Here is a 23735-nt window from a genome sequence, read left to right as displayed (position 1 = left end):
GCGCGGTTTCAAGAGGCGCGGCGCGCCACGCTGTCGAGATAACGGCACAAAAAGGTTGCCAGCTCCGGATCGCCGCAGTTGGAAATATTGAAGCGCATCCAGGTGGTCGACGACTGCTGCGGGGAAAACAGGCTGCCGGGCGTCAGCAGAAAACCGGCTTCGTGGCCGGCGGCCGCCAGCGCGTCGGCGTCGACGCCCGTGTCGGCCCACAGGAACATGCCGGCCATGGGCGTCAGGAACAGCTTCAGGCCGGTCTTCTCCAGCATCCGCACGGATTTCTCGCGCACGCCGTCGAGCCGCACACGCAGCCGTTCGACATGCCGCCGGTAGTGGCCTTCGGTCAGGATCTTGTACAGCACACGCTCGTTCAGTTCCGGGCTCGTCATGCCGACCAGCATCTTCTGGTCGCTGACCGCCGTGGCCACTTCAGGCGCGCAGGCGACGAAACCGACCCGCAGATTCGGCGCGAGCGTCTTCGAAAAACTGCCGAGGTAGATCACGCGCTTCAACTGGTCGAGGCTCGCGAGGCGCGTGCCCGGATAGCTCGGCGGACATAGATCGCCATAAATATCATCCTCGACGACGATGAAATCGTACGCTTCGGCAAGACGCAGAATGCGGAACGCCTGGGCCGCCGTGAGTGACGTGCCGGTCGGGTTTTGCAGCACCGAATTGATCACCAGCATTTTCGGCCGCCACGTCTGCACGAGCGACTCGAGCGCGTCGAGATCCGGGCCGTCCGGCGTGTACGGCATGCCGACCAGCCGCGCGCCCTGAGACGCGAAACGCCCGAACATCTGAAACCACGCCGGGTCGCCGACGATCACGGCATCGCCCGGCTTGACGTAGATGCGCGAGATCAGGTCGATGGCCTGCGTGATGCCGGACACCATCACGATCTGATCCGGCGATGCGCCGATCTCCAGTTCCTCGAGCCGCGTCTGCAATTGCTGGCGCAGCGGCAGGAAACCCAGCGGCGTGCCGATGCCGAGCATCTGCGCGCCGCTTTGCCGGCCAAGCGTGCGCAGCGCGTTGGTGATCAAATCGCCGTCGAGCCAGCGCGCCGGCAGATAACCCAGGCCGGGACTGCGCTCGGGCCGCGCGCCGGTGTGAAGCATGTTGCGCAGCAGCCAGACCACGTCGATCGTGGCAGGCGCCGGCGCCGCCTCGGTGAGCGGATGAATCTCGGTGCTGGCCGACGCGCCCAGCCGCTCGCGCACATAGAACCCGGAGCCGCGCCGCGACTCCAGAAAACCCTGCGCCACCAGCCGTTCATACGCCTCGACCACGGTGAAGCGCGACACGCCCTTGTCGAGCGCGAGCTTGCGGATCGACGGCATGCGCATGCCGGGGCGGAACACGCGCTCCTCGATGCGGCGGCGCGCCCACTGGACGAGCTGCTCGACCAGCGTCAGCGACGCCGTGTCGTGCGGGGCGGGAATCTGGGCGAGCGGGACGGACATGACGGGCTCCAACTGTACCGAACAGTATCGAATGGATTGTACCGTTACTGTGCCGGTCGGCGTCGTTACATTTGAGATCAGTAAAGGATGGAATGCGGCACGGCAAGCCTCACCACGCCCAGGCGCACTCCGGCAAAACCCTGCCGAACACCCATCCGCATGGCCCGCCGATCCGGCAAACGGTTATGCTTACGGCCCCGGCAGCGTTGCCGCGACACCCGGCATGCTCCGGCTTACCGCAGAAACCGTTTCCCCGATCCGTCATGACTGCTCATCCGCTCCGCCTCGATCACCTCGTCATTTCCGCCCGCACCCTCGACGAGGGCACGCAGTACGTCGCCGATACGCTCGGCGTCGCACCGGCCGGCGGCGGCGCGCATCCGCTGATGCGCACGCACAACCGCCTGCTGAATCTGTGGGGCGGCGTGTATCTGGAAGTGATCGCGGTCGATCCGCAGGCGGCGTCGTTGGCCACTGCGCCAGCCGACGGCAGCGCGCGCCCGCGCCTCTTTGCCCTCGACGACCCGGCAACGCACGCGCGGCTCGAAAACGGACCGTATCTGTCGCACTGGGTCGCCCGGGTCGAGCGGCCCAAACACCTGCCGACGTGGCAGGCGCAGTATCCGGAGCGCATTCCACCCGTCGTGCCGATGACGCGCGGCGATTTCACCTGGGGCCTGACCGTACCCGACGACGGCGCGTTCCCCGCCTGGCAAGGCATCGGCGACGGCGTGCTGCCCTCGTTGATCCAGTGGGATACGACGAACCATCCGTCCACGGCCTTGCCGGAAACGGAGATTTCGCTGAAAGCCTTGAAAGGCGCGCATCCGCAAGCCGATACGGTGGTGGCGCAACTGCGTTGGCTCGGCGCAGCGCATCTGATCGAGTTGCAGCCCACGGAAGGCGCCCCGGCGCTCAGCGCCGAATTTGAAACACCCGACGGTCTACGGACCCTTAAATAAGCAGCGCGCGCGGGTCGCCGACTCGCGCGATAATTGAAGTTTTGACCGGTTCCAGTACCAGCAGAGGAGACCATGGACCAAAGCGACTTGAAAGCCCCCACGTGGCAATTGTCCGAACGCGCACGCAAGCTCACGAGCTCGGCGATCCGCGAGATTCTGAAGGTCACGGAGCGGCCCGAAGTCATTTCGTTCGCGGGCGGCCTGCCTTCGCCGGCGACCTTCCCGGCCGAACGCATGCGCGCGGCAGCGGACCGCATTCTGCGCGACGAACCCGCCGCGGCGCTGCAATACAGCGCGACCGAAGGCTTTCTGCCGCTGCGTGAATGGGTCGCGAAGCGCTATTCGGTGAACGGCGCGCAGATTCGTCCGACTCAGGTGCTGATCACGACCGGCTCGCAGCAGGCGCTCGACCTTCTCGGCAAGGTGCTGGTATGTCCGGACAGCCCGGTGCTGGTCGAAACGCCGACCTACCTCGGCGCGCTGCAGTCGTTCTCCATGTACGAGCCGCGCTACGTGCAAGTGCCGACCGACGAACAAGGCCTCGTCCCCGAAGGGCTCACGCCCGAACTGACGGCCGGCGCGCGCCTCCTGTACGCACAACCCAATTTCCAGAACCCGACGGGGCGCCGCCTGCCGGTCGAACGCCGTCGCGCGCTCGCCGAGTTCGCGAAGACCGCGCCGTTCCCGGTGATCGAAGACGATCCGTACGGCGCGCTCGACTACGCGGGCGAACCGCTGCCCACCATGCTGTCGATGGCGCCTGACCACATCGTCCATCTCGGTTCTTTCTCGAAGGTGCTGGCGCCGGGCCTGCGGGTCGGCTACATCATCGCGCCGGAAGAGTTGATCTTCAAACTCGTGCAAGCCAAGCAAGCCACGGATCTGCACACGCCGAGCTTCACGCAGCGCATCGTGTACGAAGTGATCAAGGACGGCTTCCTCGACACGCACGTACCGACCATCCGCGAACTGTATCGCAATCAATGCGCGGCCATGCTGGCCTCGCTCGAACGCTACATGCCGGAAGGCGTAAGCTGGAACCGCCCGGAAGGCGGCATGTTCGTGTGGGTGAATCTGCCCGCGCAGATCGACAGCATGAAGCTGCTGGAAGAAGCTGTCGCGCAGAACGTCGCGTTCGTGCCGGGCGGTCCGTTCTTCGCGAGCGAAGCGCAACACAACACGCTGCGCCTGTCGTTCGTGACGGTGCCGCCGGCCAAAATCGACGAAGGCGTGTCGCGTCTCGGCGCGCTGATCCGCGCGAAAATCTAAACGCTGCCGCGCGCTTGTTTGCGCGCGGTTTGCCCGATTTTCGCCCGGCCCGCATCCAGCGAATTCCACTACTGACGAAGGACACACCATGGCTCAAACGAATATTTACGACAGGCTCGAGGAACTGGGCATCGAACTGCCGACCGCCGGCGCACCGGCTGCCGCGTATGTGATGAGCGCGCAAAGCGGCAACACGGTGTATCTCTCCGGACATATCGCCAAGAAGGACGGCAAGGTATGGACCGGCAAGCTCGGCGCCACCCTCACGACCGAGGAAGGCAAAGCCGCCGCACGCTCGATCGCCATCGACCTGCTCGCCACGCTGCACGCGCATGTCGGCGATCTGAACCGCGTCACGCGCATCGTCAAGCTGATGAGCCTCGTCAACTCGACGCTCGAGTTCACCGAACAGCATCTGGTCACCAACGGCGCGTCCGAACTGGTCGCCGACGTGTTCGGCGAACGCGGCAAGCATGCGCGTTCGGCATTCGGCGTCGCGCAGATTCCGCTCGGCGCGTGCGTCGAGATCGAGATGATCGCCGAAGTCGAGTAACGCAGTCGACGCCGCCGGTTCATCCGGCGCAACGGAACAGGAACGCGTCGCGAGGTGTCAGCCACCCGCGGCGCGTTTTGCATTTGTGGCGAGGTAGATCGTTCCGCCGTCAACGGATAGAATCCGCCAACCCTATCCATCCGTTTGATTCGCTGGACCGCGCCCGATGCCCGCTCACACTGTCCGTTTCAAACAAGTCGACGTGTTCACGTCGGTGCCGTTCAAAGGCAATCCGCTTGCCGTCGTGTTCGATGCCGATGCACTCGATGCGAATCAGATGCAGGCCATCGCCCACTGGACCAATCTGTCCGAAACGACTTTCCTGTTCAAGCCGACCGACCCGGCCGCCGACTATCGCGTGCGCATCTTCACCACGCATGGCGAACTGCCGTTCGCGGGTCATCCGACGCTCGGCACCGCGCACGCGCTGCGCGAAAGCGGCTACCAGCCGAAGCAGGCCGGCAAGCTCGTGCAGCAATGCGGCGTGGGACTCGTCGAACTCGAGGCGCTGCCGGGAGCGGACGGCGCATGGGCCTTCGCCGCGCCGCCCGCGCGAGTCATGCCGCTTGCCGAGGATCGCTACGCGGCACTCTCTACGGCTTTACGTAGCGACGCGATCGATTTCAGCGCGACGCCCTGCGCGGTCGACAATGGTGCGCCGTGGCTCGTGGTGCGCGTCAATTCGGCGCGTGAATGCCTCGCGCTGGAACCCGATGCCGCCGCGTTAGCCGACATCGTGCGTTCGGTCGATACGCATGGCCTCGCCGTCTACGGCCCGCACGAGGCCGGCGGCCCGGCCACTTTCGAGGTACGCTGCCTGATGGCCGGCGGTAGTTTCGGCATCGGTGAAGACCCTGTGACAGGCAGCGCCAATGCGGCGCTCGCCGGCCTGCTGAGCGCCCAGCAGTTGCGCCCGGGCACGCACTATTCAGCCCGTCAAGGCACCGCGCTGGGCCGAGCCGGCCAGGTTTCCGTGCACTACGACGACGCACGCCGCAAGACATGGATCGGCGGCCCGTCGGTGACGATTGTCGACGGCACGTTTCGCTTGCCCTGATCGGCACGCCCCTTGCCTCGTTCATGTGTCAGGCATGCAGACGGAAGCGGCATAGGGTTCGCCCTGCCTGGCCGCGCTTGACCACAAAACGCCGCATCGTTTGCGCGATTAAATGCGCCTTGCATTGGAAGAGGCCTGTTAAAGGCCTGGCACACCTGAATGCCGGCGCGCCTCGCCGCCGATTCCCGATGAAATACTCGAACACGACAGCGCAGCGGCCGCCTCAAGATTGGCCGGACGGGGTGCCAAAATCGCCGCACCGGGCAGCTTGCCGCGCCCTCGTATACCCGATGCCCGGCCTCTTCCTTAATCCAGTGGCATTAAGTAATATCGAGACGTACCCGATGACCTGCGGATGGTCAGGCACGGCGCCACGCTTATCTCTTCTGCGCAGCAGTTCCGGCACCTTGGTCACCATGCAGCCACTCATGAAATCAGCGCAGTCGACGCTCGTTCGTTTGCAACCGGCCGGCACCCACGCACGGGCCGCCCGATGAGTCAATCCCGCTTCTCCGACCAGCGCGAAGCCAAAGCACGGCGCGATCCCGCAGTGTCGCGCCGGCGCGCTTTGCTCGCGATTCCCGCGCTCGGCGTATTGGTCCTGATCCTGCTTTGGACGGTGATCTTCGCGCGTCTGTCGGTCGAGAAAGAAGCCACTTATCGTGAAGCCATGGCCTCTGCTGCGATTCTCTCCGCGGCGCTGGAGCAGCACACGGTCAAGGCGATTCACCAGGTCGATCAGATCACCCGCTTTGTCAAATTCGAGTTCGAGAAGACGCCGAATCATTTCGATCTCGCCAGCACAGTGGAAAAAGGCGTAGTGCAAAGCGAGACGCTGGTGCAGGTGTCCTTGATCGACGAGCACGGCACGCTGATCGCCAACACCGCCGAACTCAATCCCAGGCGCATCGATCTATCCGACCGTGAACACTTCAAGGTCCACGAACACGAGAACGACGACCAGTTGTATATCAGCAAGCCGGTGCTCGGTCGCGTGTCCGGTCACTGGACATTGCAGATGACGCGGCGTCTGAATCATCCGGACGGCTCGTTCGCGGGCGTCGTGGTGGTCTCCGAAGATCCCAGCTATTTCACCACCGACTTCTACAACAACGCGGCCATTGGCCGCGAAGGCGTGATCGCGGTGATCTCGGACAACGGCACCGTGCTCGCGCGGCGCACCGGCAGCGCCGAAACCGCCAACGGCGCGTTCTCGGCGAGCGGCTCGTATCCGACCTCGGAGCATGTGTCGGGCACCTACATCGATTCGATCGACAACGTCACGCGGATCGTGTCGTACCGGCATATCGACGGTTATCCGCTCGGCGTGCTGGTGGGTCTCTCGCAAGCCGAAGAATTCGCCGACTACAACCACACACGCAACGTCTATCTGCTGATGGCGGGCTTCATCTCGCTCGCCATGCTGAGCTTCTTTGCCGTGGCCACCGGCCTGATCGGCAAACTGCTCGGCCGCGAGCGCGAGATGACGCATCTGGTCGAATACGATCTGCTCACGGGTCTGCGCAATCGCTACGCGACCTTGCAAACGCTGCGGCACGACGTGGCGCAGCAGGCCAACCTCGGCCGCCTCGCGATTCTCTTTATCGATCTCGACAACTTCAAGACCGTCAACGACACGCTCGGCCACAACGCCGGCGACATCGTGCTGCAAATGACGGCCTCGCGACTCGCCACCGCGGTCGGCGAAGGCGGCGCGCTGAGCCGCATCGGCGGCGACGAGTTCGTCGTCGTGATCAAGGGCGACGACGTCGAGAAGCGCGCCGTCGCGCTCGCCGAGGCCGCGGCCGAAGCGTTCGCCAAGCCGTTCGAAGTGCGCGGCAGTTCGTTCGTGCTGCATGCGAGCATCGGCATTGCGCTCTACTCCGTCACCAACGAAAGCGAGATCGACCTGCTGAAAAAAGCCGACCTCGCCATGTACAGCGCGAAAGACGCGGGCAAGAACTGCTATCAGTTCTATTCGCCGCAACTGTCGCATCGCGCGGATCATTTGATGAAGTGGGAACAGCAGTTGCGCGTCGCGCTCGCCGAAGGGCAACTGTTCCTCGCCTATCAGCCGAAGATCGATCTGACGCGCCGCTGCATTACCGGCTTCGAGGCGCTGGTGCGCTGGAATCATCCGCAGCACGGTTTGATTCCGGCCAACGAGTTCATTCCGGTTGCCGAATCGACCGGCCTGATCGTGCCGATCGGCGACTTCGTGATCGAGACCGCCTGCCGGCAACTCGCGCTGTGGCAGCAACAGGGCTACGACACGCTGTCGCTGGCGGTGAACATCTCGGCGGTGCAATTCTGGCGCGGCGACCTGTACGAAACGATCTCGCACGCCATCGAGGAAAGCGGTATCTCCGCGCGCCGCCTCGAGCTCGAAATCACCGAAACGGCGATGATGGAGTATCCCGAACTCGTCTCGGAGAAGATCTTCGCGTTGAAGCGTCTCGGCGTGCGCATCGCGCTCGACGATTTCGGCACCGGCTATTCGTCGCTGTCCTACCTGAACCGCTTCTCGGTGGATACGCTGAAGGTGGACCGTTCGTTCATCCAGGCAATTCCGGGCGACCGCAGCGTCTGCGTGATGGTCACCGCGATCGTCAATCTGGCGCGTTCGCTCGGGCTCACGGTGGTGGTCGAAGGCACGGAGACCGAAGAGCAGATTGCGTGGCTCGCCGCGCTCGGCCATATCGAGGCACAAGGCTTCCTGTTCTCGCGTCCGGTGCCGGTGGACGCGATTCCGGCGCTGCTCGAACGCTTCGGCGTCTGCGGCATGACGGGCCGCCGCACCGCGCACGAAGCGGACAGCGCCAGCAGCGTGTCCAGCACCAACACCTGAGCGGCGCACGCAGCGGGTCGTCACGGGTCATCTACCCGCAGCGCCGCAAAACCGGCTACATTCTCGCTGTACTGCATCACAGCGCGATGCCGCCCGCCGGCCGCGTCAAAACCACTAAACGATGATCTCAAAGGACGACCGCCCGCGTGCCGGGCGCTCGTGGCGCCATGCAGATGATCACGAGCCAGGATGCTGCCCGACGAGGTGAACGGGAACCGCTATGGACGCTGTTTCGGGTCGTATTCGGCCTGTCCGCGCTGTCATGGGGCGGCCTCGCGCTCATGGCGCAACTTGAAAACCATTATGTCGAACGCGAAGGACGCCTCTCGCGCGTCGCTTTCTCCGATCTGATCGCACTCGCCTGGATGGTGCCCGGCCCGGTAGGCTGCAATGTCGCCGTGCAACTCGGACATGCGCTGCGCGGACGCGCCGGCGCCTGGGTCGCGGGCATTGCCAGCGTGCTGCCCTTCTTCATGCTGATGACATTGTTCGCGATCTTCTATCGCACGCCGTTCGTGCGCGCCGCCGCCTCGCAAACCTTGCTCAATCACTTCAGTGTCGTGCTGGCCACGCTGATCGCGATCACCTGGTACAAACAGACGCGCGCGCTGGTGCGCGGCAAACTCGAATGGGGCGCGGCGGTGCTGGGTTGCATCGCGCTCTTCTATGCGCGCAGTCCGGCCGCTTATGTCGTCATGCTCGGGGCGGCCTTCGGCACCGGCTGGCTGGTGAGCCCGGTTCGGAACTCGCGCGTCGTCGTGTCGTTCGCGCGTGGCGACTGGCAGATGCTGACCGCCCTGAGCGTGTTTCTCGTGTTGTTCGCGATGCCGTTGCCGCATCGCTACGAACTGGCGCTGTTGTGGCCGCGGCTTGCTGGTGCCGGCATGACGTTGTTCGGCGGCGGCTTCTCGGCGTTGCCGGTGCTCAAGACGCTGTTCGTCACGCCGGCGATCGGCGTCTCCGACAACGACTTCACGCTGGCGTTCTCGCTGTCGCCGCTGTCGCCGGGGCCGCTGTTGAACGTGGTGCCGTTCTTCGGCTATCTGGTGGATGGCTGGGTGGGCGCGCTGATTGCCACGCTCGCGTTATTCGTGCCGTCGGGGTGTCTCGTCGTGCTGGCACAGCGGCATCTGCATCAGTTGAAGGCCAATCCGCGCTTCGAGCACGGCATGCGGATCCTGCGCGCCGTCACCACCGCGTTTCTCGCGGTGGCCGTGCTGCGCATTGCCGCGCATGTGCCGTTCAAGCCGGTTTATCTGCTGACCGCGCTGTTCTCCGCGATGTGCTTCGCCAAGCTGAAGGTGCCGGTGTACGTGGTGTACGGGACGGTGGCGGTGGTGTGCGGGCTGTGGCTCGCATATGGCGCGCTGATCTAGACGGCGCAGCGGCGCTTCGCTCGATGGTGGCGAGGCTTCAAGAGTGCGCCGCGCGGCGGTGTCACCACGCGGCGATCGGACTTCAAACGGGCAATTGCAAAATCTTAGAAGCCGCGCGACAGCACCGCGACGCCGATCGTCACCACGCCGAGCACGATATTGATCAGCACCAGACGACGGATCGTGCCGACGGCCCGCGCGCCATCCGGCCATTTTTGCGCCTGCACTGCGCGGCGGATGCGCGGGAACACGGCGAAACGGATGTGCCCGAAGATCAGCATCATCACGATGCCGAGGCCGGCCATGGCATGCAGCGGCCAGGTGGCATGCCCACCGCCGAATTGCATCAGCAGGAAGCCGCCGGTGAGGAGTATCACCAGCACGGAGGCGGCGACCCAATTGAAGAAGCGGCCGAACACCGATTCCCACAACGGCAAGCGTAATTGAGGCGAGAGATCGGCAATTGCCGGGCGCAGACAGAAATGCGCGAACACCATCCCACCTACCCACACGGCAACCGCGAGTAGATGGAGAAAGAGCGCGAGTTCGATAGCCTTGTTCATGTTGTTTTCCTCTCCCGACGACGCCACACCGCGTATAACGAGCGGCTATTGAGCGCATTCGACCGCGCGCTATGCACGCAGTTCCATGGCATTCGTGGCTTTCACGCCGTTTTTGTAGTTGTTATCGCAGCATGCCTACCGCAATGGCGATGCTGCTCCCCGGTTTTGTACTACGCACGACAAGCGCCCGCATGCTAGCAGACGCTTGCCGTGTTTCAGCATCAAGCTTTGTTAAACGGCCAGCACGGGACGCATGCCTTCGAGCTTCATCTTGCTCTCAGGTGCGCGGCCCTTGCGCGCCCGCTTGCCGATATGCGGCGCGAGCGCGGCGCCGCTCACCTTTTCTTCGTCGACGCGGCCGCCACGGCGCGTGCCGATCAACACGACACCCGCGTTATTGATGGCCAGCGCCTGCACGAGCGTTTCCTTGTCGTCGAGACCCATCAGCGTGACGCCGCGGCCGCCGCCCGAGAGCGTCTTCATCTCGTCGAGGCCGAACACCAGCAAACGCCCGCCCGAGGAGAGACACGCAATGTGCGTCGCGTCCGGCAACATCGGCATCGGCGCGAGCGGCGCGGCGCCGGCGTCGATCGTCATGAACGACTTGCCGGCCTTCACGCGGCTCACCATGTCGCCGACCTTGGCGACGAAGCCGAAGCCGTTGCTCGAAGCAAGCAGCAACGCCTGATCCGCGGACGCCGCGTAGTAATGCATCAGATGGCTGCCAGATTCCAGCTCGATCAGCGACGTGACCGGCACACCGTCACCGCGGCCGCCGGGCAGCATCGCCACCGCGACCGAATAGACGCGGCCGTTGCTGCCCCACGCGACCAGCGTGTCCGGCGTGCGGCACTGGAAGGCCGCGTAGAGGCCGTCGCCAGCCTTGAACGTGAAGCCCGCCGCGTCCAGGCCGTGGCCCTTCAGCGCACGCACCCAGCCCTTCTGCGACACCACGACCGTCACCGGTTCATCGACCACGCGCGCTTCGAACGTCGCGCGCTTTTCCTGCTGGATCAGCGTGCGGCGCTCGTCGCCGTACTGCTTGGCGTCGCCTTCGATTTCCTTGATGAGCAGGCGCTTCATTGCCGATTCGCTGCCGAGCAGTTCTTCCAGCTTGGCCTTCTCGTCTTTCAGTTCGGCGAGTTCCTTCTCGATCTTGATCTTCTCGAGCCGCGCCAACTGACGCAGCCGGATTTCAAGAATGTCCTCGGCCTGACGATCGGACAGGCCGAACGCGGCCATCAACGCGACCTTCGGCTCGTCAGATTCGCGGATGATGCGGATGACCTCGTCGATATTCAAAAAGACGATCATCCGGCCTTCGAGGATGTGAATCCGGTCGTCGACCTTCGACAAACGATGACGCGTGCGGCGCGTGACCGTGGCGAAGCGGAACGCGATCCACTCGTGCAGGATTTCGCTCAAGCCCTTCTGACGCGGCCGGCCGTCGCCACCGACCATCACCAGATTCAGCGAGGCGTTGGATTCCAGGCTCGTATGCGCGAGCAGCGTATTGACGAAATCGGTCTGATCGATGCGGCTCGACTTCGGCTCGAACACGAGACGCACCGGCGCGTCCTTGCCGGACTCGTCGCGCACCGCGTCGAGCAGCGCCAGCATGGTCTGCTTGGTCTGCAACTGTTCGGGCGTGAGCGCCTTCTTGCCGAGCTTGATCTTCGGATTGGTCTGCTCTTCGATCTCCTCGAGCACTTTCTGCGCGGCCGTATTCGGCGGCAGTTCGGTGATCACCAGTTGCCACTGGCCGCGCGCGAGCTCTTCGATCTTCCAGCGCGCGCGCACCTTGAGGCTGCCGCGGCCGGATTCGTACGCCACGGAGATTTCCGCTTCGCTCGAAATGATCTGGCCGCCGCCCGGAAAGTCCGGACCCGGAATGTGCTGAATCAATTCCGCGTGCGTGATCTTCGGATTGCGGATCATGGCAACGGTGGCGCCCGCGACTTCGCGCAGATTGTGCGACGGGATTTCCGTGGCCAGACCCACCGCGATGCCGGACGCGCCGTTCAGCAGCACGAACGGCAAGCGCGCCGGCAACAACCTCGGCTCGTCGAACTCGCCGTCGTAGTTCTTCATGAAATCGACCGTGCCCTGGTTGATTTCATCAAGCAGCAGCTTCGCGATCGGCGTGAGGCGCGCTTCCGTGTACCGCATTGCCGCCGCGCCGTCGCCGTCGCGCGAACCGAAATTGCCCTGGCCGTCGATCAGCGGATAGCGCATCGAAAAGTCTTGCGCGAGACGCACCAGTGCGTCGTACGCGGACTGGTCGCCGTGCGGGTGATACTTACCGAGCACGTCGCCGACCACACGCGCCGACTTGACCGGCTTCGCGTTGTCGGACAGACCCATGTCGTTCATCGCGAACAGGATGCGGCGCTGCACCGGCTTCTGGCCGTCGCACACATCCGGCAGCGCGCGGCCCTTGACCACGCTCACCGCATAGTCGAGGTACGCGCGTTCCGCGTAGTTGCCGAGCGTGAGAAAGTCGCCCTCCGGGGGCGGCGGCTCGGTGAAAAGGTCGAGAGTGTTATCGTCGTCCATCTAGATTCCGTATCCGTGTTTGGCGTGAAGTTTTCGTGCGGAGTGAGTGCGCTTTAAAAAGCGCTCAGATATCCGCTTCTACTTCGTTGCCCTTTTCTTCCAGCCAGCTGCGGCGCGACGCCGCTTCGCCCTTGCCCATCAGCATCGTCATGCGCGCGACCGTGGCGTCGTAGTCGAGTTCGCCGAGCGCCACCGGGGAGAGGCGCCGCGTGTCGGGGTTCATCGTGGTGTCCCACAACTGTTCCGCGCTCATTTCGCCGAGACCCTTGAAGCGGCTGATGGACCATTGCGTGTCGCGCACGCCGTCCTTGCGCAGCTTGTCGAGAATCGCTTCGAGTTCGCCTTCGTCGAGCGCGTACAACTTCTGCGCCGGCTTCTTGCCGCGCGCGGGCGCGTCGACCCGGAACAGCGGCGGACGCGCGACGCACACATGTCCGCGTTCGATCAGCTGCGGGAAATGCTTGAAGAACAGCGTGAGCAACAGCACCTGAATGTGCGAGCCGTCGACGTCCGCGTCCGACAGAATGCAGATCTTGCCGTAGCGCAGATTCGACAGGTCGACTTTGTCGTCAGGGCTGTGCGGATCGACGCCGATCGCCACCGAGATGTCATGCACCTCGTTGTTGGCGAACAGGCGGTCGCGCTCGGTTTCCCACGTGTTCAGCACCTTGCCGCGCAGCGGCAGGATCGCCTGATATTCCTTGTCGCGGCCCATCTTCGCGGAGCCGCCCGCCGAGTCGCCCTCGACGAGGAACAGTTCGTTGCGGCCGATTTCCGTCGATTCGCAATCGGTCAGCTTGCCCGGCAGCACCGCGACGCCCGAACTCTTGCGCTTCTCGACCTTCTGCCCGGCGCGCGTGCGCGCCTGCGCCTGCTTGATGACGAGGTCGGCGAGCTTCTTGCCGTGCTCGACGTGCTGATTCAGCCACAACTCCAACGCCGGCCGCGCGAACGACGACACCAGCTTGACCGCGTCGCGGCTATTCAGGCGTTCTTTGATCTGCCCTTGAAATTGCGGATCGAGCACCTTCGCGGACAGCACGAACGATACGCGCGCGAACACGTCTTCAGCGAGAAGCTTGACGCCCTTCGGCTGCAGGTTGTGCAACTCGACGAAGCTCTTCACCGCCTGATACAGACCGTCGCGCAAACCGGATTCGTGGGTGCCGCCCGCGGGCGTCGGAATCAGGTTGACATACGACTCGCGCATGAGCGTACCTTCCTCACTCCACGCGACCACCCATGCGGCGCCCTCGCCTTCGGCGAACGTCTCTTCGCTCGCGCGCGAGTTTTCGGCATAGCGCTCGCCCTCGAACAGCGGAATCAGCAGATCGCTGCCGTTCATGCCTTCGAGCAGATAGCCGCGCAGACCGTCTTCGTATTTCCAGGTTTGCTGCTCGCCGGTTTTCTCGTTGATCAGCGTGACTTCGACGCCGGGCAGCAGCACGGCCTTCGAACGCAGCAGACGTTGCAGTTCGCCGAGCGGCAGGTTCGGCGAATCGAAGTACTTGGGATTGGCCCACGCGGTGACACGCGTGCCGGATTTCTTGTCGCCTTTCGCGGCGGCCCGCACTTCGAGTTCCTTGGCGACGTCGCCATTGGCAAAACTCAGTTCGGCGACCTTGCCGTCGCGCCACACGGTGACGTCGAGGCGTGTGGACAGCGCGTTGGTGACGGACACGCCGACGCCGTGCAAGCCGCCCGAGAACGTGTACGCGCCGCCGGCGGCTTTGTCGAACTTGCCGCCCGCGTGCAGACGCGTGAAAACGATCTCGACGACCGGCACGCCTTCTTCCGGATGCAGACCGAACGGAATGCCGCGGCCGTCGTCCTCGACCGAGACCGAATGGTCCGCGTGCAGCGTGACCGTGATTTGCCGGCCGTGGCCGCCGAGGGCCTCGTCCGACGCGTTGTCGATGACTTCCTGAATGATGTGCAGCGGATTCTCGGTGCGGGTGTACATCCCGGGCCGTTGCTTGACCGGCTCCAGGCCCTTCAACACCTTGATCGACGCTTCGCTATACGCGGCGTTTGGCTTTTTCGTAGACATGGTTGACTCGGGTGCGTCGGTTCATCGTTGTCCACAGGTCCTGTTCACAGGTCTGTGGACAATGCGTTGAGTTTTCAAAAAAAGCGAAACGAAACAACGGGGTTAGGTGGGGTGCCCGCAGTGCGGGCAAGCTGTTTTGTCGCATGGCTTCCCGTTGGCGCGCTCGACGGCGGCTCGAAGCCCGCCCTGCATGTGCAACAAGGCGGGCAACGTCGACGCTGGTGCGAACGCCGGGGAAGCCTGTTCGCGGGGTATTTTACTGATTTCGATACGCGCGGCAATTCACGATGCACGGGATTGACCGTCTGGATAAGGGACGGCGGTGGCGCGGCCCCATCCCGCGCCGCCCCCGCGCCTCATTTGCGCCGGTTTTCCAGCTCGTCCCAACGCTCGAGCGCGACCAGCAGTTCTTCGTCGATCGCGGCATAGCGCTCCGTCAAACGCGTGCCTTCCTGCGCGTCTTTGGCGAATACGGAGCCGTCTTCGAGTTTTGCGCCGATCGCTTTCTGCTCGGCTTCCAGCGCGGCGATTTTCTCCGGCAGCGCCTCCAGTTCGCGCTGCTCCTTGAACGACAGCTTCGCGGCGCGTTGCGTATTGCGGCCCGCGGAACTGTCTTTGGCCGCGGCCGCATCTTTGCCCGCGTCCTTGCCGGCTTCTTTCTGCGCGTCCAGCGCCATTTGCTGCGAACGGTCGCGCTGGATCTGCCAATCGGTAAAGCCGCCGACATACTCGCGCCACTTGCCGCCGCCTTCGGACGCGATCACCGAGGTCGCGACGTTATCGAGGAACGCGCGATCGTGGCTGACCAGCAGCACCGTGCCGTCATATTCCGTGAGCAGTTCTTCGAGCAGTTCGAGTGTTGGAATGTCGAGGTCGTTGGTCGGTTCGTCGAGCACCAGCACGTTGGCCGGACGCGCGAACAGACGCGCGAGCAGCAGGCGGTTACGCTCGCCGCCAGACAGCGACTTGACCGGCGAACGCGCGCGTTCCGGCGCGAACAGGAAGTCGCCGAGATAGCTCATGACGTGCTTCTTCTGGCCGTTGACTTCCACCCACTCGCTGCCCGGACTGATGGTATCGGCGAGGCTCTTGTCCAGATCGAGCTGCGCGCGCATCTGGTCGAAATACGCGACCTGCAGATTTGTGCCAATGCGCACCGTGCCTTCGTCGGGCGCCAATTCGCCGAGGATCATCTTGAGCAGCGTGGTCTTGCCCGCGCCGTTCGGACCGACAAAGCCGATCTTGTCGCCGCGCATGACCGTGGCCGTGAAGCTGTCGACCACCGTGCGCGAACCGTAGCGCTTGGTGACGTCGGTCAATTCGGCGACGATCTTGCCGGACTTCTCGCCCTGGCCGACGTCGAGCTTGACGTTGCCCTGCACGTTGCGGCGTTCCGCGCGCTGGTTGCGCATTTCCACGAGCCGCGCAATCCGGCCGACGCTGCGCGTGCGGCGAGCCTCGACGCCCTTGCGAATCCACACTTCTTCCTGCGCGAGCAGCTTGTCGAACTTGGCCGCTTCCACTTGCTCGACTTCGAGCTGCTGCGCCTTGCGCGTTTGATAAGCCGAGAAATTACCCGGATACGACAACAGACGCCCGCGATCCAGTTCGACGATGCGCGTGGCGACTCGATCGAGGAACGCGCGGTCGTGGGTAATGAAGAGCAGGCCCGCGCGCAGCGAGACCAGCAGGTCTTCGAGCCAGCGGATGCCGTCGAAGTCGAGGTGGTTGGTCGGCTCGTCGAGCAGCAGCACGTCCGGCTGCACGACCAGCGCGCGCGCCAGCGCCACGCGCTTTTGCATGCCGCCCGACAGTGAGCCCACCCGCGCCTCGCCGTTCAGGCCGATCTGCTGCAGCGTGGTCGCGACGCGCGTGCTCCAGTTCCAGGCGTCCGAATGGTCAAGCGCCGATTGCAGCGTGTTCATGCGCGACATCAGCGCGTCGTGCTCCGGGCCTTCCGGCTCGTCGGCGAGCTGATTGGCGACCGCGTCGTATTCGTCCAGCAGCGCGCGGGCGTGCGTGAGGCCGGCGGCGACCGCTTCGAACACCGTGTCGTCCGTGTCGAACTCCGGCTCCTGCGGTACGTAAATCGTGCTCAGACTCTGCTGGCGCGTGACGAGGCCGTCGTCAGGCTTGGTCAGGTCGGCGACGATCTTCAGCAGCGACGACTTGCCCGCACCGTTGCGGCCGATCAGCCCGACGCGTTCGCCCGCTTCGAGAGAGAAATCCGCGTGATCGAGCAACGCGACGTGACCGAACGCCAGTTGGGCTCCGGTAATGGTGTAAAGCGACATGGAGAATTGGAGAAGACAGCGATGAGTCGGAACTGCCCATTGTACCGGGCGCACGGGCGGGTGCCTGTATGCCGGAAGAGATAGATCGAACGGCCGGCTTGCCGGACGCGGATAGCCCGGCTGCGCATGGCGCGGACGCCGGACGGGCAGTTGCGCCCACCCGGCTGTCTCGTGCGGCGGGTTACTTCACGTGCACCGTGATGGTCTTGCTCATTTCCGGACCGTACGAACGATGCGCGCCGTCGCCGAATTGCAGCGTCAGCGTGTGGTCGCCCGGCGGCAGCGTCAGATCGGTTTCGGTCTGGCCCTTGCCGAAGTGCAGCGACTTGTCGTTCGCGGGGATGACCTCGCCCTTGGGCAGCGGCTTGCCGTCCACCAGCAGATGATGGTGGCCCGTGCCTTCCGTCATCGTGCCGGCCGGCGCGATCTTCATGCCGTCGACGCCGAACACCACGTGGACGGGATTGCTGACGGTCGCGCCGTCCGCCGGCTGCACGAACGACACGCTCGCGGCCTGCGCCGCGCCGGATACGGCGAGCAATCCGGCCAATGCCGCACCGACCAACCATTTGTTCTTGAACATCGTTTTTCTCCTTTTTGGGAAACGAAAGTCATGCGCGGGCCATGTCGGCGGCGATGGCGCCTCAGTGGCCTGAGGCCGATCGTCGCAGTTCATGCCAGGCGCCCCGGCGCGCCGGTCCAAAAGATCAGCTGCGGATCAGAGCATACACGCTGTGTGTGACGCGGTCCGTCGAGTGGGTTCGGCGTTGTGCCGGACGCTTTACGGCGCTGCCACATCGGCCGTTTTCAGCCGGATTGACAAATTCCGGTAATATTGCGGGTCGCCGCCGTGCCCAAAAAAGGGGCAGACTGGGCGGATTTTGCATTGAACTAGAGAAGAGTGCGTCGTGAGCGAAGTAATTGAAGTGACTGAATATAAGAGCTGGGTCTGCCTGATTTGCGGCTGGATCTACAACGAGGAAGAAGGCCTGCCCGAGGAAGGCATCGCGCCGGGCACGCGCTTCGCCGCGATTCCCGAAGACTGGCGCTGCCCGCTGTGCGATGTGGGCAAGGCTGAGTTCGCGGTGGTGGAGTTCTGAGGCGGGTTTATCGGGCTGCCGGGGCGCTGCGTTAGGTCGTTGCGCGCGCTGGAGCGGTCGCCCGGGCAGTTCACACGGCCCAGCAGGCTTTGACTGCTGGGCCGTTTGCTTGGTGGGACGGGCTTCGGCGCTCCTGCACGGCCCTCCTCGCGTTTGGGCGTGTTTGATATACTCTGCGCTCGCTGGCGAATTTGGACTCGCCTGATCCTCGCGGACCTTGTTCGATAGCGGGATTGCGGCGATCATTTTGGTTTGGTCCTCTCCCTGTAGTTCAGGGGGTGGAATGACAGGTGCAAGGCCTGTCAGATATGGATTGCTACCCTTGCTGTAGCAGATCTGTAGCACTCGAAACGTCCCCCTTGGTGCATCAGCCGACTGTTACGCAGTCCCGGTCCGCGCGCGTTCATCCGACGACACTCGGTCATTTTGAGACAATCGCAAACGAGAGGCGAACGGCCGCTACCGAGGGATAAACTGCCCTTTTGACGCGATAGGCGTGACCGGCGACTCGGCCGAAGCGAGCAGTTGCCCATAGCACCCGGGTCTTGCGACAGTCGCGGACGCACGTTAGGCGGGATGGGTCATGACATACATACAACGTTGGCGAGAGCGCGCCGCACGGCTGCGCAACGGCGGCATGTTCATTCTTCTGGTGCTGCTCATCATCACGGTGTTCGTTCTGCCGGTCGTTGTTACGTCGAACAGTGTGATCGACAAAATCGCACAAGACGTGCTTCTGTCGTCGATTCTCGTGAGCGGAGTGGCGGTGGCCCCAGGCCGCTCGAAAGGACTCGCGTGGATTGCGCTGGTCATGCTCGTCGCAATCGTCGTGCGCTGGATAGGATGGCTATCGCCAAATGGTTCCGGGCTGCCGATCCGTGACGCAGTTGGAATCCTTTCACTTACGCTGCTTGGCGCGCTCATGGGGACGCAGGTGTTCGGCGCCGGTACGGTGACACGCGACCGGATCGGGGGGGCAGTCGCCCTTTACATGTTGGTCGGGCTCGTTTGGGCTGACGCGTATCAGCTCATCAGCACCGTAGTTCCGGGTTCTTTTGTTGGCACTTCGGCGCATGACGGTTCCGTAGCTCGCTCGACGTTGGTGTACTTTAGTTTCGTCACGTTGACAACCGTAGGGTATGGCGATATCACGCCCGTCGCGCGCGTGGCGAGGTCGCTTTCGAATCTCGAAGCATTGATCGGTCAACTCTATCCCGCTATCGTGCTCGCACGACTGGTGTCCTTGCAAGTCGCAGGGAGCGGGTCCGATTCAAACAAATCCTGATACCACTGTGCCGATCTGAAGATCCGGTTTCGCCGATTATGCAATGGTTCTCATAGGACCGAATCGCTGCGTATGATCACTAGCACTTCGGATGTCGCATGGTGATCAATGGTGGCCGGTCGCGCCTGCAGCCTGACGGGCCGCGTGGGTCGAACTTGGCCGTTCAAAGTGACTTTACCGAGCTTTCCCCGGCGGCGATAGTTCAGGGGATGGAATGACAGGCGCAAGGCCCGTCAGATATGGATGACTACCCCTGCTGTAGCAGATCTGTAGCAAACAAAATTTCCCCTTTTAGCGATCGGCTGAGTATTCCGCAGCCAGCTCGCCCGCGCATCCGGCAACAACCGGCCATGAGGAGACATTCGTCCGGCGCTACCCAATGGCCGGTCATGGCGCCATGGCGGCCATCCAGAGCCTCGGAGAATTGGATGGATGACTGCCAGGTTTCCTGCGCGGCACGGGCATCAGGGCACGGGGTTACGAATTGAACAAGTCATCGACAATACGTCGTCCCGCACTATAGCCGCCCATCAGCGCATCGGCCTCACTGAGAAATGGCTTGCCTTGGGATTCGCCAAAACGCAGCGGGGAGAAGACAGCGACAGATGCACCGGCCTTGCTGATCCTAACGACCGCCACAAATCCGACGCTGGTTGTCCCCTTGGGTCCGGCCTTCCAGCTGAAGTCAGTCTCAACGGCCACTTCAATATCGAATCCGTGATAGTGATACGTGCGGCTCATGGGGTCACCCGGTCCACCTGCTGCGACGTCCGCAGTACGTCATCCGAATCCGGAATGCCGATGTGTCGGAAGAAAAGCTCCACGATGCCACGAGTAGGCACACTGGAAGAAAGCGTCGCGATTTTGACCGGGGCGAACCACCTGCACCTCGCAATTTCGTTGCTGGGCTGTGCGGTCAGGTGAGGCCCCACCTCAGCGAAGAAGACATGGTGCTGCGTGTTGAAGCCGTTAAACTGAAAAAGATACATTAGCTCATCTGCGACGAGCGTGGTCTCTTCTTCCAGCTCCCGCAACGCGGCTTCATGGGACGCTTCGTCCCGACGGATTCTTCCGCCCGGTAGCGCCCATCTCGACCTTTCCCTGGCAACCAGCAGAATACGGTTGTCTCGGACACACAAAACGGTTGCCCTCTCTTTCATTGATGTCTGTCCGTTTGATCGCAAGACTCTAAATGACCTCGATGATAATTTAGGTTGTTGAAGGCGTCATTTTGGACGCGTACGCTACCTTCAGACCGTGCGAATGCGGAACCCGCAGGATGCGGCAATCAGGAGACGTCGGCGCGGAACGGGGAGTATAGCGATGAAAATGTCTCACAGATTAGGAAGCTCTGATACAGCCGGACCGGTTTGGGGGCTTATCTTTGGCCTGTTCATGACAGCAATCGGAATGGGCCTGTGGTTTTATGCGACGTTGTCGGTTCCCCCCGGATGGCAAGATGAATCGTTGGCCGTAGCGGCCACGCTCGTTGGCCTGTTTTTAGCCATCTACGCAGGGCGCGAACTCTGTCGCAAACGTCGGTAGATCGCCGGTCAGCACTATGGATGTTTCGATTAAGTCGCTCTACGCGGTATGCTGGAGCGCCCGGACTTGCCGCTGGCAGGTGTGCGCTGAAGTTGAGACGTTGGAGGACTTCGCTGAAAGTCCCTCACGGGTCGATCTGAGCCGACCGCGTCAGACTCAGACCGGCCATGAGGCGACCGTCGCTGCCCTAACCCGAAAGGCCACTACGTTAGCACTGCCGGCCCATAGCGATTGGCCGCCTGAACTGCTCGCGAGGCGGGGAGACCCGCTAGTTACTGCAAATTTTTCGCGAGCTGGCCGCGTAAGGTATCTGCCATCTTCTGCAATATGTCTGGCAAGAGTACCTGCGCTTCAAGCGGGCCCATCACGGAATAGCCCGATCCCAACTCGCCGTCGATAACGATCACGGCTGCGCAGCGCGCTTGCGTCATGTTACGCACGTAGTCGCACGCGGCGTCGAATTGCCCGGCCGATTCTCCGCCTGGGACGACTGTTGCCTCGAAGTCTGATGTCATTGCGTCCTCGCAAAACGTATAAACAATCTTATCGGACGATGCGTCATTCGCAGACGGGTTTAAATCGCACAACAGTTTACCCGTGGCGCGTAAGGCGTCTGTCAGACCTTTGGAATATAGTCGATTGAGTTGCGCTACCGGGCGTGCTGGCGGTGCATCAAAGCCCTAGAGTGCATCGACTGATCCCCAGTCATGCTTCAGCTACAAACGGCTATCGCGACGTTAAATGGTCAACTTCAATCGAATCGTAGCGGTGGTCGACGATGACGAATCAGTTCGCCGCGCCCTCAAGCGTTTGCTGCACTCTTTCGGGGTAGAGGCGGAGACTTTTCCCAGTGGCGAGGCATTTCTGAGCACGCCGTCGTCGGGACCTTCGTGCCACCTCGCCTGCGTGATCGTGGACTTCCAGATGCCAGGGATCGACGGGCTGGAGTTGCAGCGCCGCCTGGCTCCGACTGGCGTGCCCATCATCTTCATGACCGGGCACGACGATCCGGCCGTCCGCAAGAAGGCTTTCGCGAGAGGTGCGGCAGGCTACCTGAAAAAGCCGTTGGACGGCGCTGCATTGATTAGGGCTGTGGAAAAAGCGCTAGAGCTACCCGTACTGCCATAAAGCGCGTCGCCCAGCTGCGGCTGAATGTCCGATACAAGGCTTAATCCAACCATACATGCCCAGATGGCGGCCGTCCGAAAAGGGTCCGTGAGCGGACACTCCTGTTTTGCCGATGCAATGGATCCTCAGGGTCGAACTGGGGCGTTTAAAGTAACTTGCCGAGCCTTCACGGGCGGCGTCGAGACGACGCATGCCAAAGCTATGCCTGCTAACATGGCGAAACGAGGCGAATAGCCAGCTGGACCAAGCCCCTAGCCCTAGCGCAACCTATTTGGTAGACTTTCGGCGCGGGGGTTAGGGGGGAAACGCCAGCCTATTAAAGTTGTTTAACTTAAAGCTGGAGACTAGGTTCGATTCCTAGCCGCACTATGGCGACACCTGCGCTTAAGCAATTCCTCGATTCCACTGGACGCACAGTCCACCATCTGAACACGATAATCGTAGGTCTAAGCGGCGTAGAGTCGGGGCACGCCACCAAACCCGATTCTTTGGATATCAGTTGGCATCCAAACGATCTTAGGACGTCGAGCCGACAGGCACGCCAATTCCTGCTTCGGGCGACGATGGGTTTCGTCGCTAGCGGCATCTCCAACTATGTGGAGTCGGTGGCGAAATACCCTTCGTTTTCTCGGCCATCCGACTGGGGGGATAAGTCGAAGGCGGAAAGGCTCATCACCTTAAATCAAAGACTCGGCCACCCTGAGAGCTGCGAGCTATTAGGAACTGCGCTCCTCATACATTGGCGAAACCGGAGCGTGCATTCAGGTTCCAATGCATCGCTCAGTAGCCGTCAGCAAGACGTACTCAGAGCAGCATCTGGATACATCCACGACGAATTTAAGAATCTGGAAGTTGATCGCCTTCTGGCAGACTTCAAGAATGACAAACCGACGTTGAAGGAAATCTCGTCCCTGATCGCCATGTCTATTCGCCTAATCAAGAGACTGGATGAGTCTGTACTCGCGCCTACGACAATAGACGATCTGCAAATTTGGCTAAGCGCACTGGGCCTCGAAGAAGGATTGGCGCGCGCCCGAAAGACCGCGCAAAGCCCTGCACAGAAGCTAGCGGCGGCCGAGACGTATCTACGGACCCACTGCCCTATGCTCGCCGCTCCCTACAGGGCCTTGCTGCCCGACGTTTAACGAATCGGCGGAGCCTGACCGTTTCCGAGACTCGTCTGGATCTTGCTCGCGTTAATGCCTATGCACTCAAGAAGCTTGGCTGCACGACGTAGACTACACAACCAATCCTTAGTAGCGTTGAGTGTAGTCCGCGTCAAGCCCGGCTAATCGCGCGAACTCGTCGAGGATTTCGAGTCCAGTCGCTAGCAGCAATTTTGTCCGGTCCGGATCGTCCCATCCAGGCGCGTCGCTCTTGCCACCGTGGAACAGATTGTTTCGAACAGTTTTTAGAAGTCTCACGACACGCGCCAAATCAGATCTGCAATCGTCCAATCGGACGTACTCCCAGCCCAGTAGCCGGTTGTGGCCGACAACTTGCCTGCGCGGCTGCGCTTCAAGTAGTTGAGTACCCGCTCGCGAAACCTCGTACCTACCCTCCCATCTGCTGACAAAGTCCGTCCAGCCTGCCTCCGCAGCCGAACCAACCGCATCCCTCTTCAAGTATCCATTCTCTTTAAGTGCGAATTCGAATCGCGAGAACCAGAAGAAAAAATTAAATGCG

19 protein-coding genes and 1 tRNA gene are annotated in these 23735 nt (G+C 62.5%); 11 read left to right on the top strand and 9 right to left on the bottom strand.

Annotated elements, in window-relative coordinates; all coding sequences use genetic code 11:
- Window positions 1–8: 8 nt before the first annotated feature.
- Window positions 9–1463: a PLP-dependent aminotransferase family protein gene (locus ACQKRQ_RS23095; RefSeq protein WP_132375395.1), complete on the bottom strand. Its 1455-nt coding sequence runs from the start codon at window positions 1461–1463 to the stop codon at window positions 9–11.
- Between the two features lie 263 nt (window positions 1464–1726).
- Between ACQKRQ_RS23095 and ACQKRQ_RS23090 the strand changes: the two genes are divergently transcribed.
- From ACQKRQ_RS23090 to ACQKRQ_RS23065, 6 genes are all read left to right on the top strand, one after another.
- On the top strand, window positions 1727–2425 hold the full coding sequence (locus tag ACQKRQ_RS23090) for a VOC family protein (RefSeq protein ID WP_427479633.1): 699 nt from the start codon (window positions 1727–1729) through the stop codon (window positions 2423–2425).
- 72 nt (window positions 2426–2497) lie between these two features.
- On the top strand, window positions 2498–3694 hold the full coding sequence (locus ACQKRQ_RS23085) for a PLP-dependent aminotransferase family protein (protein WP_132375397.1): 1197 nt from the start codon (window positions 2498–2500) through the stop codon (window positions 3692–3694).
- An 88-nt stretch (window positions 3695–3782) separates the two neighbouring features.
- Window positions 3783–4247: a RidA family protein gene (locus tag ACQKRQ_RS23080; RefSeq protein WP_132375398.1), complete on the top strand. Its 465-nt coding sequence runs from the start codon at window positions 3783–3785 to the stop codon at window positions 4245–4247.
- Window positions 4248–4413: 166 nt separating this feature from the next.
- Window positions 4414–5304 (top strand): PhzF family phenazine biosynthesis protein, encoded by an 891-nt coding sequence (locus ACQKRQ_RS23075; protein WP_427479630.1) that lies wholly within the window; start codon window positions 4414–4416, stop codon window positions 5302–5304.
- A 493-nt stretch (window positions 5305–5797) separates the two neighbouring features.
- Complete coding sequence (locus ACQKRQ_RS23070; RefSeq protein WP_342960554.1) at window positions 5798–8152, top strand: bifunctional diguanylate cyclase/phosphodiesterase; 2355 nt, start codon at window positions 5798–5800, stop codon at window positions 8150–8152.
- 167 nt (window positions 8153–8319) lie between these two features.
- Complete coding sequence (locus tag ACQKRQ_RS23065; RefSeq protein WP_342960565.1) at window positions 8320–9528, top strand: chromate transporter; 1209 nt, start codon at window positions 8320–8322, stop codon at window positions 9526–9528.
- 104 nt (window positions 9529–9632) lie between these two features.
- Here ACQKRQ_RS23065 and ACQKRQ_RS23060 read toward each other — a convergent pair whose 3' ends face one another.
- The 5 genes from ACQKRQ_RS23060 to ACQKRQ_RS23040 form a co-directional block, all read right to left on the bottom strand.
- Window positions 9633–10091: a CopD family protein gene (locus ACQKRQ_RS23060; protein WP_012432243.1), complete on the bottom strand. Its 459-nt coding sequence runs from the start codon at window positions 10089–10091 to the stop codon at window positions 9633–9635.
- 231 nt (window positions 10092–10322) lie between these two features.
- Window positions 10323–12647 carry a DNA topoisomerase IV subunit A gene (gene parC / locus ACQKRQ_RS23055; RefSeq protein WP_427479627.1) on the bottom strand — a complete coding sequence of 775 codons (2325 nt, stop codon included), beginning with the start codon at window positions 12645–12647 and terminating at the stop codon, window positions 10323–10325.
- Window positions 12648–12711: 64 nt separating this feature from the next.
- On the bottom strand, window positions 12712–14697 hold the full coding sequence (locus ACQKRQ_RS23050; protein WP_427479626.1) for a DNA topoisomerase IV subunit B: 1986 nt from the start codon (window positions 14695–14697) through the stop codon (window positions 12712–12714).
- Window positions 14698–15053: 356 nt separating this feature from the next.
- Window positions 15054–16991 (bottom strand): ATP-binding cassette domain-containing protein, encoded by a 1938-nt coding sequence (locus tag ACQKRQ_RS23045; RefSeq protein WP_427479625.1) that lies wholly within the window; start codon window positions 16989–16991, stop codon window positions 15054–15056.
- 181 nt (window positions 16992–17172) lie between these two features.
- The gene (locus ACQKRQ_RS23040) at window positions 17173–17574 is read right to left on the bottom strand and encodes a DUF4399 domain-containing protein (RefSeq protein ID WP_134456770.1); all 402 of its coding nucleotides are present in this window, start codon (window positions 17572–17574) and stop codon (window positions 17173–17175) included.
- Window positions 17575–17899: 325 nt separating this feature from the next.
- On the opposite strand from ACQKRQ_RS23040, the gene ACQKRQ_RS23035 reads away from it, so the two are divergent.
- Entirely contained in the window at window positions 17900–18091 is a 192-nt protein-coding gene (locus tag ACQKRQ_RS23035; RefSeq protein ID WP_007175738.1) for a rubredoxin, read from the top strand.
- A 637-nt stretch (window positions 18092–18728) separates the two neighbouring features.
- Window positions 18729–19376, top strand: coding sequence for a potassium channel family protein (locus ACQKRQ_RS23030; protein WP_427479622.1), 648 nt, complete (start codon window positions 18729–18731; stop codon window positions 19374–19376).
- A gap of 477 nt (window positions 19377–19853) precedes the next feature.
- Here the strand turns inward: ACQKRQ_RS23030 and ACQKRQ_RS23025 are convergent, their stop codons facing one another.
- The 3 genes from ACQKRQ_RS23025 to ACQKRQ_RS23015 form a co-directional block, all read right to left on the bottom strand.
- On the bottom strand, window positions 19854–20117 hold the full coding sequence (locus ACQKRQ_RS23025) for a hypothetical protein (RefSeq protein WP_408318606.1): 264 nt from the start codon (window positions 20115–20117) through the stop codon (window positions 19854–19856).
- Entirely contained in the window at window positions 20114–20536 is a 423-nt protein-coding gene (locus ACQKRQ_RS23020; protein WP_427479621.1) for an NUDIX hydrolase, read from the bottom strand. The genes ACQKRQ_RS23025 and ACQKRQ_RS23020 overlap by 4 nt, the downstream gene beginning before the upstream one ends.
- 657 nt (window positions 20537–21193) lie before the next feature.
- Complete coding sequence (locus ACQKRQ_RS23015; protein ID WP_427479619.1) at window positions 21194–21436, bottom strand: hypothetical protein; 243 nt, start codon at window positions 21434–21436, stop codon at window positions 21194–21196.
- A gap of 226 nt (window positions 21437–21662) precedes the next feature.
- Between ACQKRQ_RS23015 and ACQKRQ_RS23010 the strand changes: the two genes are divergently transcribed.
- The 3 genes from ACQKRQ_RS23010 (at window position 21663) to ACQKRQ_RS23000 (ending at window position 23194) form a co-directional block, all read left to right on the top strand.
- Window positions 21663–22049 (top strand): response regulator transcription factor, encoded by a 387-nt coding sequence (locus ACQKRQ_RS23010; RefSeq protein WP_427479617.1) that lies wholly within the window; start codon window positions 21663–21665, stop codon window positions 22047–22049.
- Between the two features lie 284 nt (window positions 22050–22333).
- Window positions 22334–22418: transfer RNA gene (locus ACQKRQ_RS23005), tRNA-OTHER, on the top strand.
- Between the two features lie 194 nt (window positions 22419–22612).
- The gene (locus tag ACQKRQ_RS23000) at window positions 22613–23194 is read left to right on the top strand and encodes a hypothetical protein (protein WP_427479615.1); all 582 of its coding nucleotides are present in this window, start codon (window positions 22613–22615) and stop codon (window positions 23192–23194) included.
- Window positions 23195–23735 lie beyond the last annotated feature (541 nt).

It is taken from the genome of Paraburkholderia sp. NPDC080076, from assembly GCF_050281145.1.
In the GTDB taxonomy this organism is placed as follows: Bacteria; Pseudomonadota; Gammaproteobacteria; order Burkholderiales; family Burkholderiaceae; genus Paraburkholderia.
The sequence above is the reverse complement of the archived record's forward strand: the minus strand, read 5'-3'. Positions and strand labels throughout refer to the sequence as shown.

Excerpts from the sequence above, each read along its gene's own strand:
- ACQKRQ_RS23095 (WP_132375395.1), bottom strand. The coding sequence starts at position 1,463 with ATGTCCGTCCCGCTCGCCCAGATTCCCGCCCCGCACGACACGGCGTCG.
- ACQKRQ_RS23090 (WP_427479633.1), top strand. The coding sequence starts at position 1,727 with ATGACTGCTCATCCGCTCCGCCTCGATCACCTCGTCATTTCCGCCCGC.
- ACQKRQ_RS23085 (WP_132375397.1), top strand. The coding sequence starts at position 2,498 with ATGGACCAAAGCGACTTGAAAGCCCCCACGTGGCAATTGTCCGAACGC.
- ACQKRQ_RS23080 (WP_132375398.1), top strand. The coding sequence starts at position 3,783 with ATGGCTCAAACGAATATTTACGACAGGCTCGAGGAACTGGGCATCGAA.
- ACQKRQ_RS23075 (WP_427479630.1), top strand. The coding sequence starts at position 4,414 with ATGCCCGCTCACACTGTCCGTTTCAAACAAGTCGACGTGTTCACGTCG.
- ACQKRQ_RS23070 (WP_342960554.1), top strand. The coding sequence starts at position 5,798 with ATGAGTCAATCCCGCTTCTCCGACCAGCGCGAAGCCAAAGCACGGCGC.
- ACQKRQ_RS23065 (WP_342960565.1), top strand. The coding sequence starts at position 8,320 with ATGCAGATGATCACGAGCCAGGATGCTGCCCGACGAGGTGAACGGGAA.
- ACQKRQ_RS23060 (WP_012432243.1), bottom strand. The coding sequence starts at position 10,091 with ATGAACAAGGCTATCGAACTCGCGCTCTTTCTCCATCTACTCGCGGTT.
- parC (WP_427479627.1), bottom strand. The coding sequence starts at position 12,647 with ATGGACGACGATAACACTCTCGACCTTTTCACCGAGCCGCCGCCCCCG.
- ACQKRQ_RS23050 (WP_427479626.1), bottom strand. The coding sequence starts at position 14,697 with ATGTCTACGAAAAAGCCAAACGCCGCGTATAGCGAAGCGTCGATCAAG.
- ACQKRQ_RS23045 (WP_427479625.1), bottom strand. The coding sequence starts at position 16,991 with ATGTCGCTTTACACCATTACCGGAGCCCAACTGGCGTTCGGTCACGTC.
- ACQKRQ_RS23040 (WP_134456770.1), bottom strand. The coding sequence starts at position 17,574 with ATGTTCAAGAACAAATGGTTGGTCGGTGCGGCATTGGCCGGATTGCTC.
- ACQKRQ_RS23030 (WP_427479622.1), top strand. The coding sequence starts at position 18,729 with ATGTTCATTCTTCTGGTGCTGCTCATCATCACGGTGTTCGTTCTGCCG.
- ACQKRQ_RS23025 (WP_408318606.1), bottom strand. The coding sequence starts at position 20,117 with ATGAGCCGCACGTATCACTATCACGGATTCGATATTGAAGTGGCCGTT.
- ACQKRQ_RS23020 (WP_427479621.1), bottom strand. The coding sequence starts at position 20,536 with ATGAAAGAGAGGGCAACCGTTTTGTGTGTCCGAGACAACCGTATTCTG.
- ACQKRQ_RS23015 (WP_427479619.1), bottom strand. The coding sequence starts at position 21,436 with ATGACATCAGACTTCGAGGCAACAGTCGTCCCAGGCGGAGAATCGGCC.
- ACQKRQ_RS23010 (WP_427479617.1), top strand. The coding sequence starts at position 21,663 with ATGGTCAACTTCAATCGAATCGTAGCGGTGGTCGACGATGACGAATCA.
- ACQKRQ_RS23000 (WP_427479615.1), top strand. The coding sequence starts at position 22,613 with ATGGGTTTCGTCGCTAGCGGCATCTCCAACTATGTGGAGTCGGTGGCG.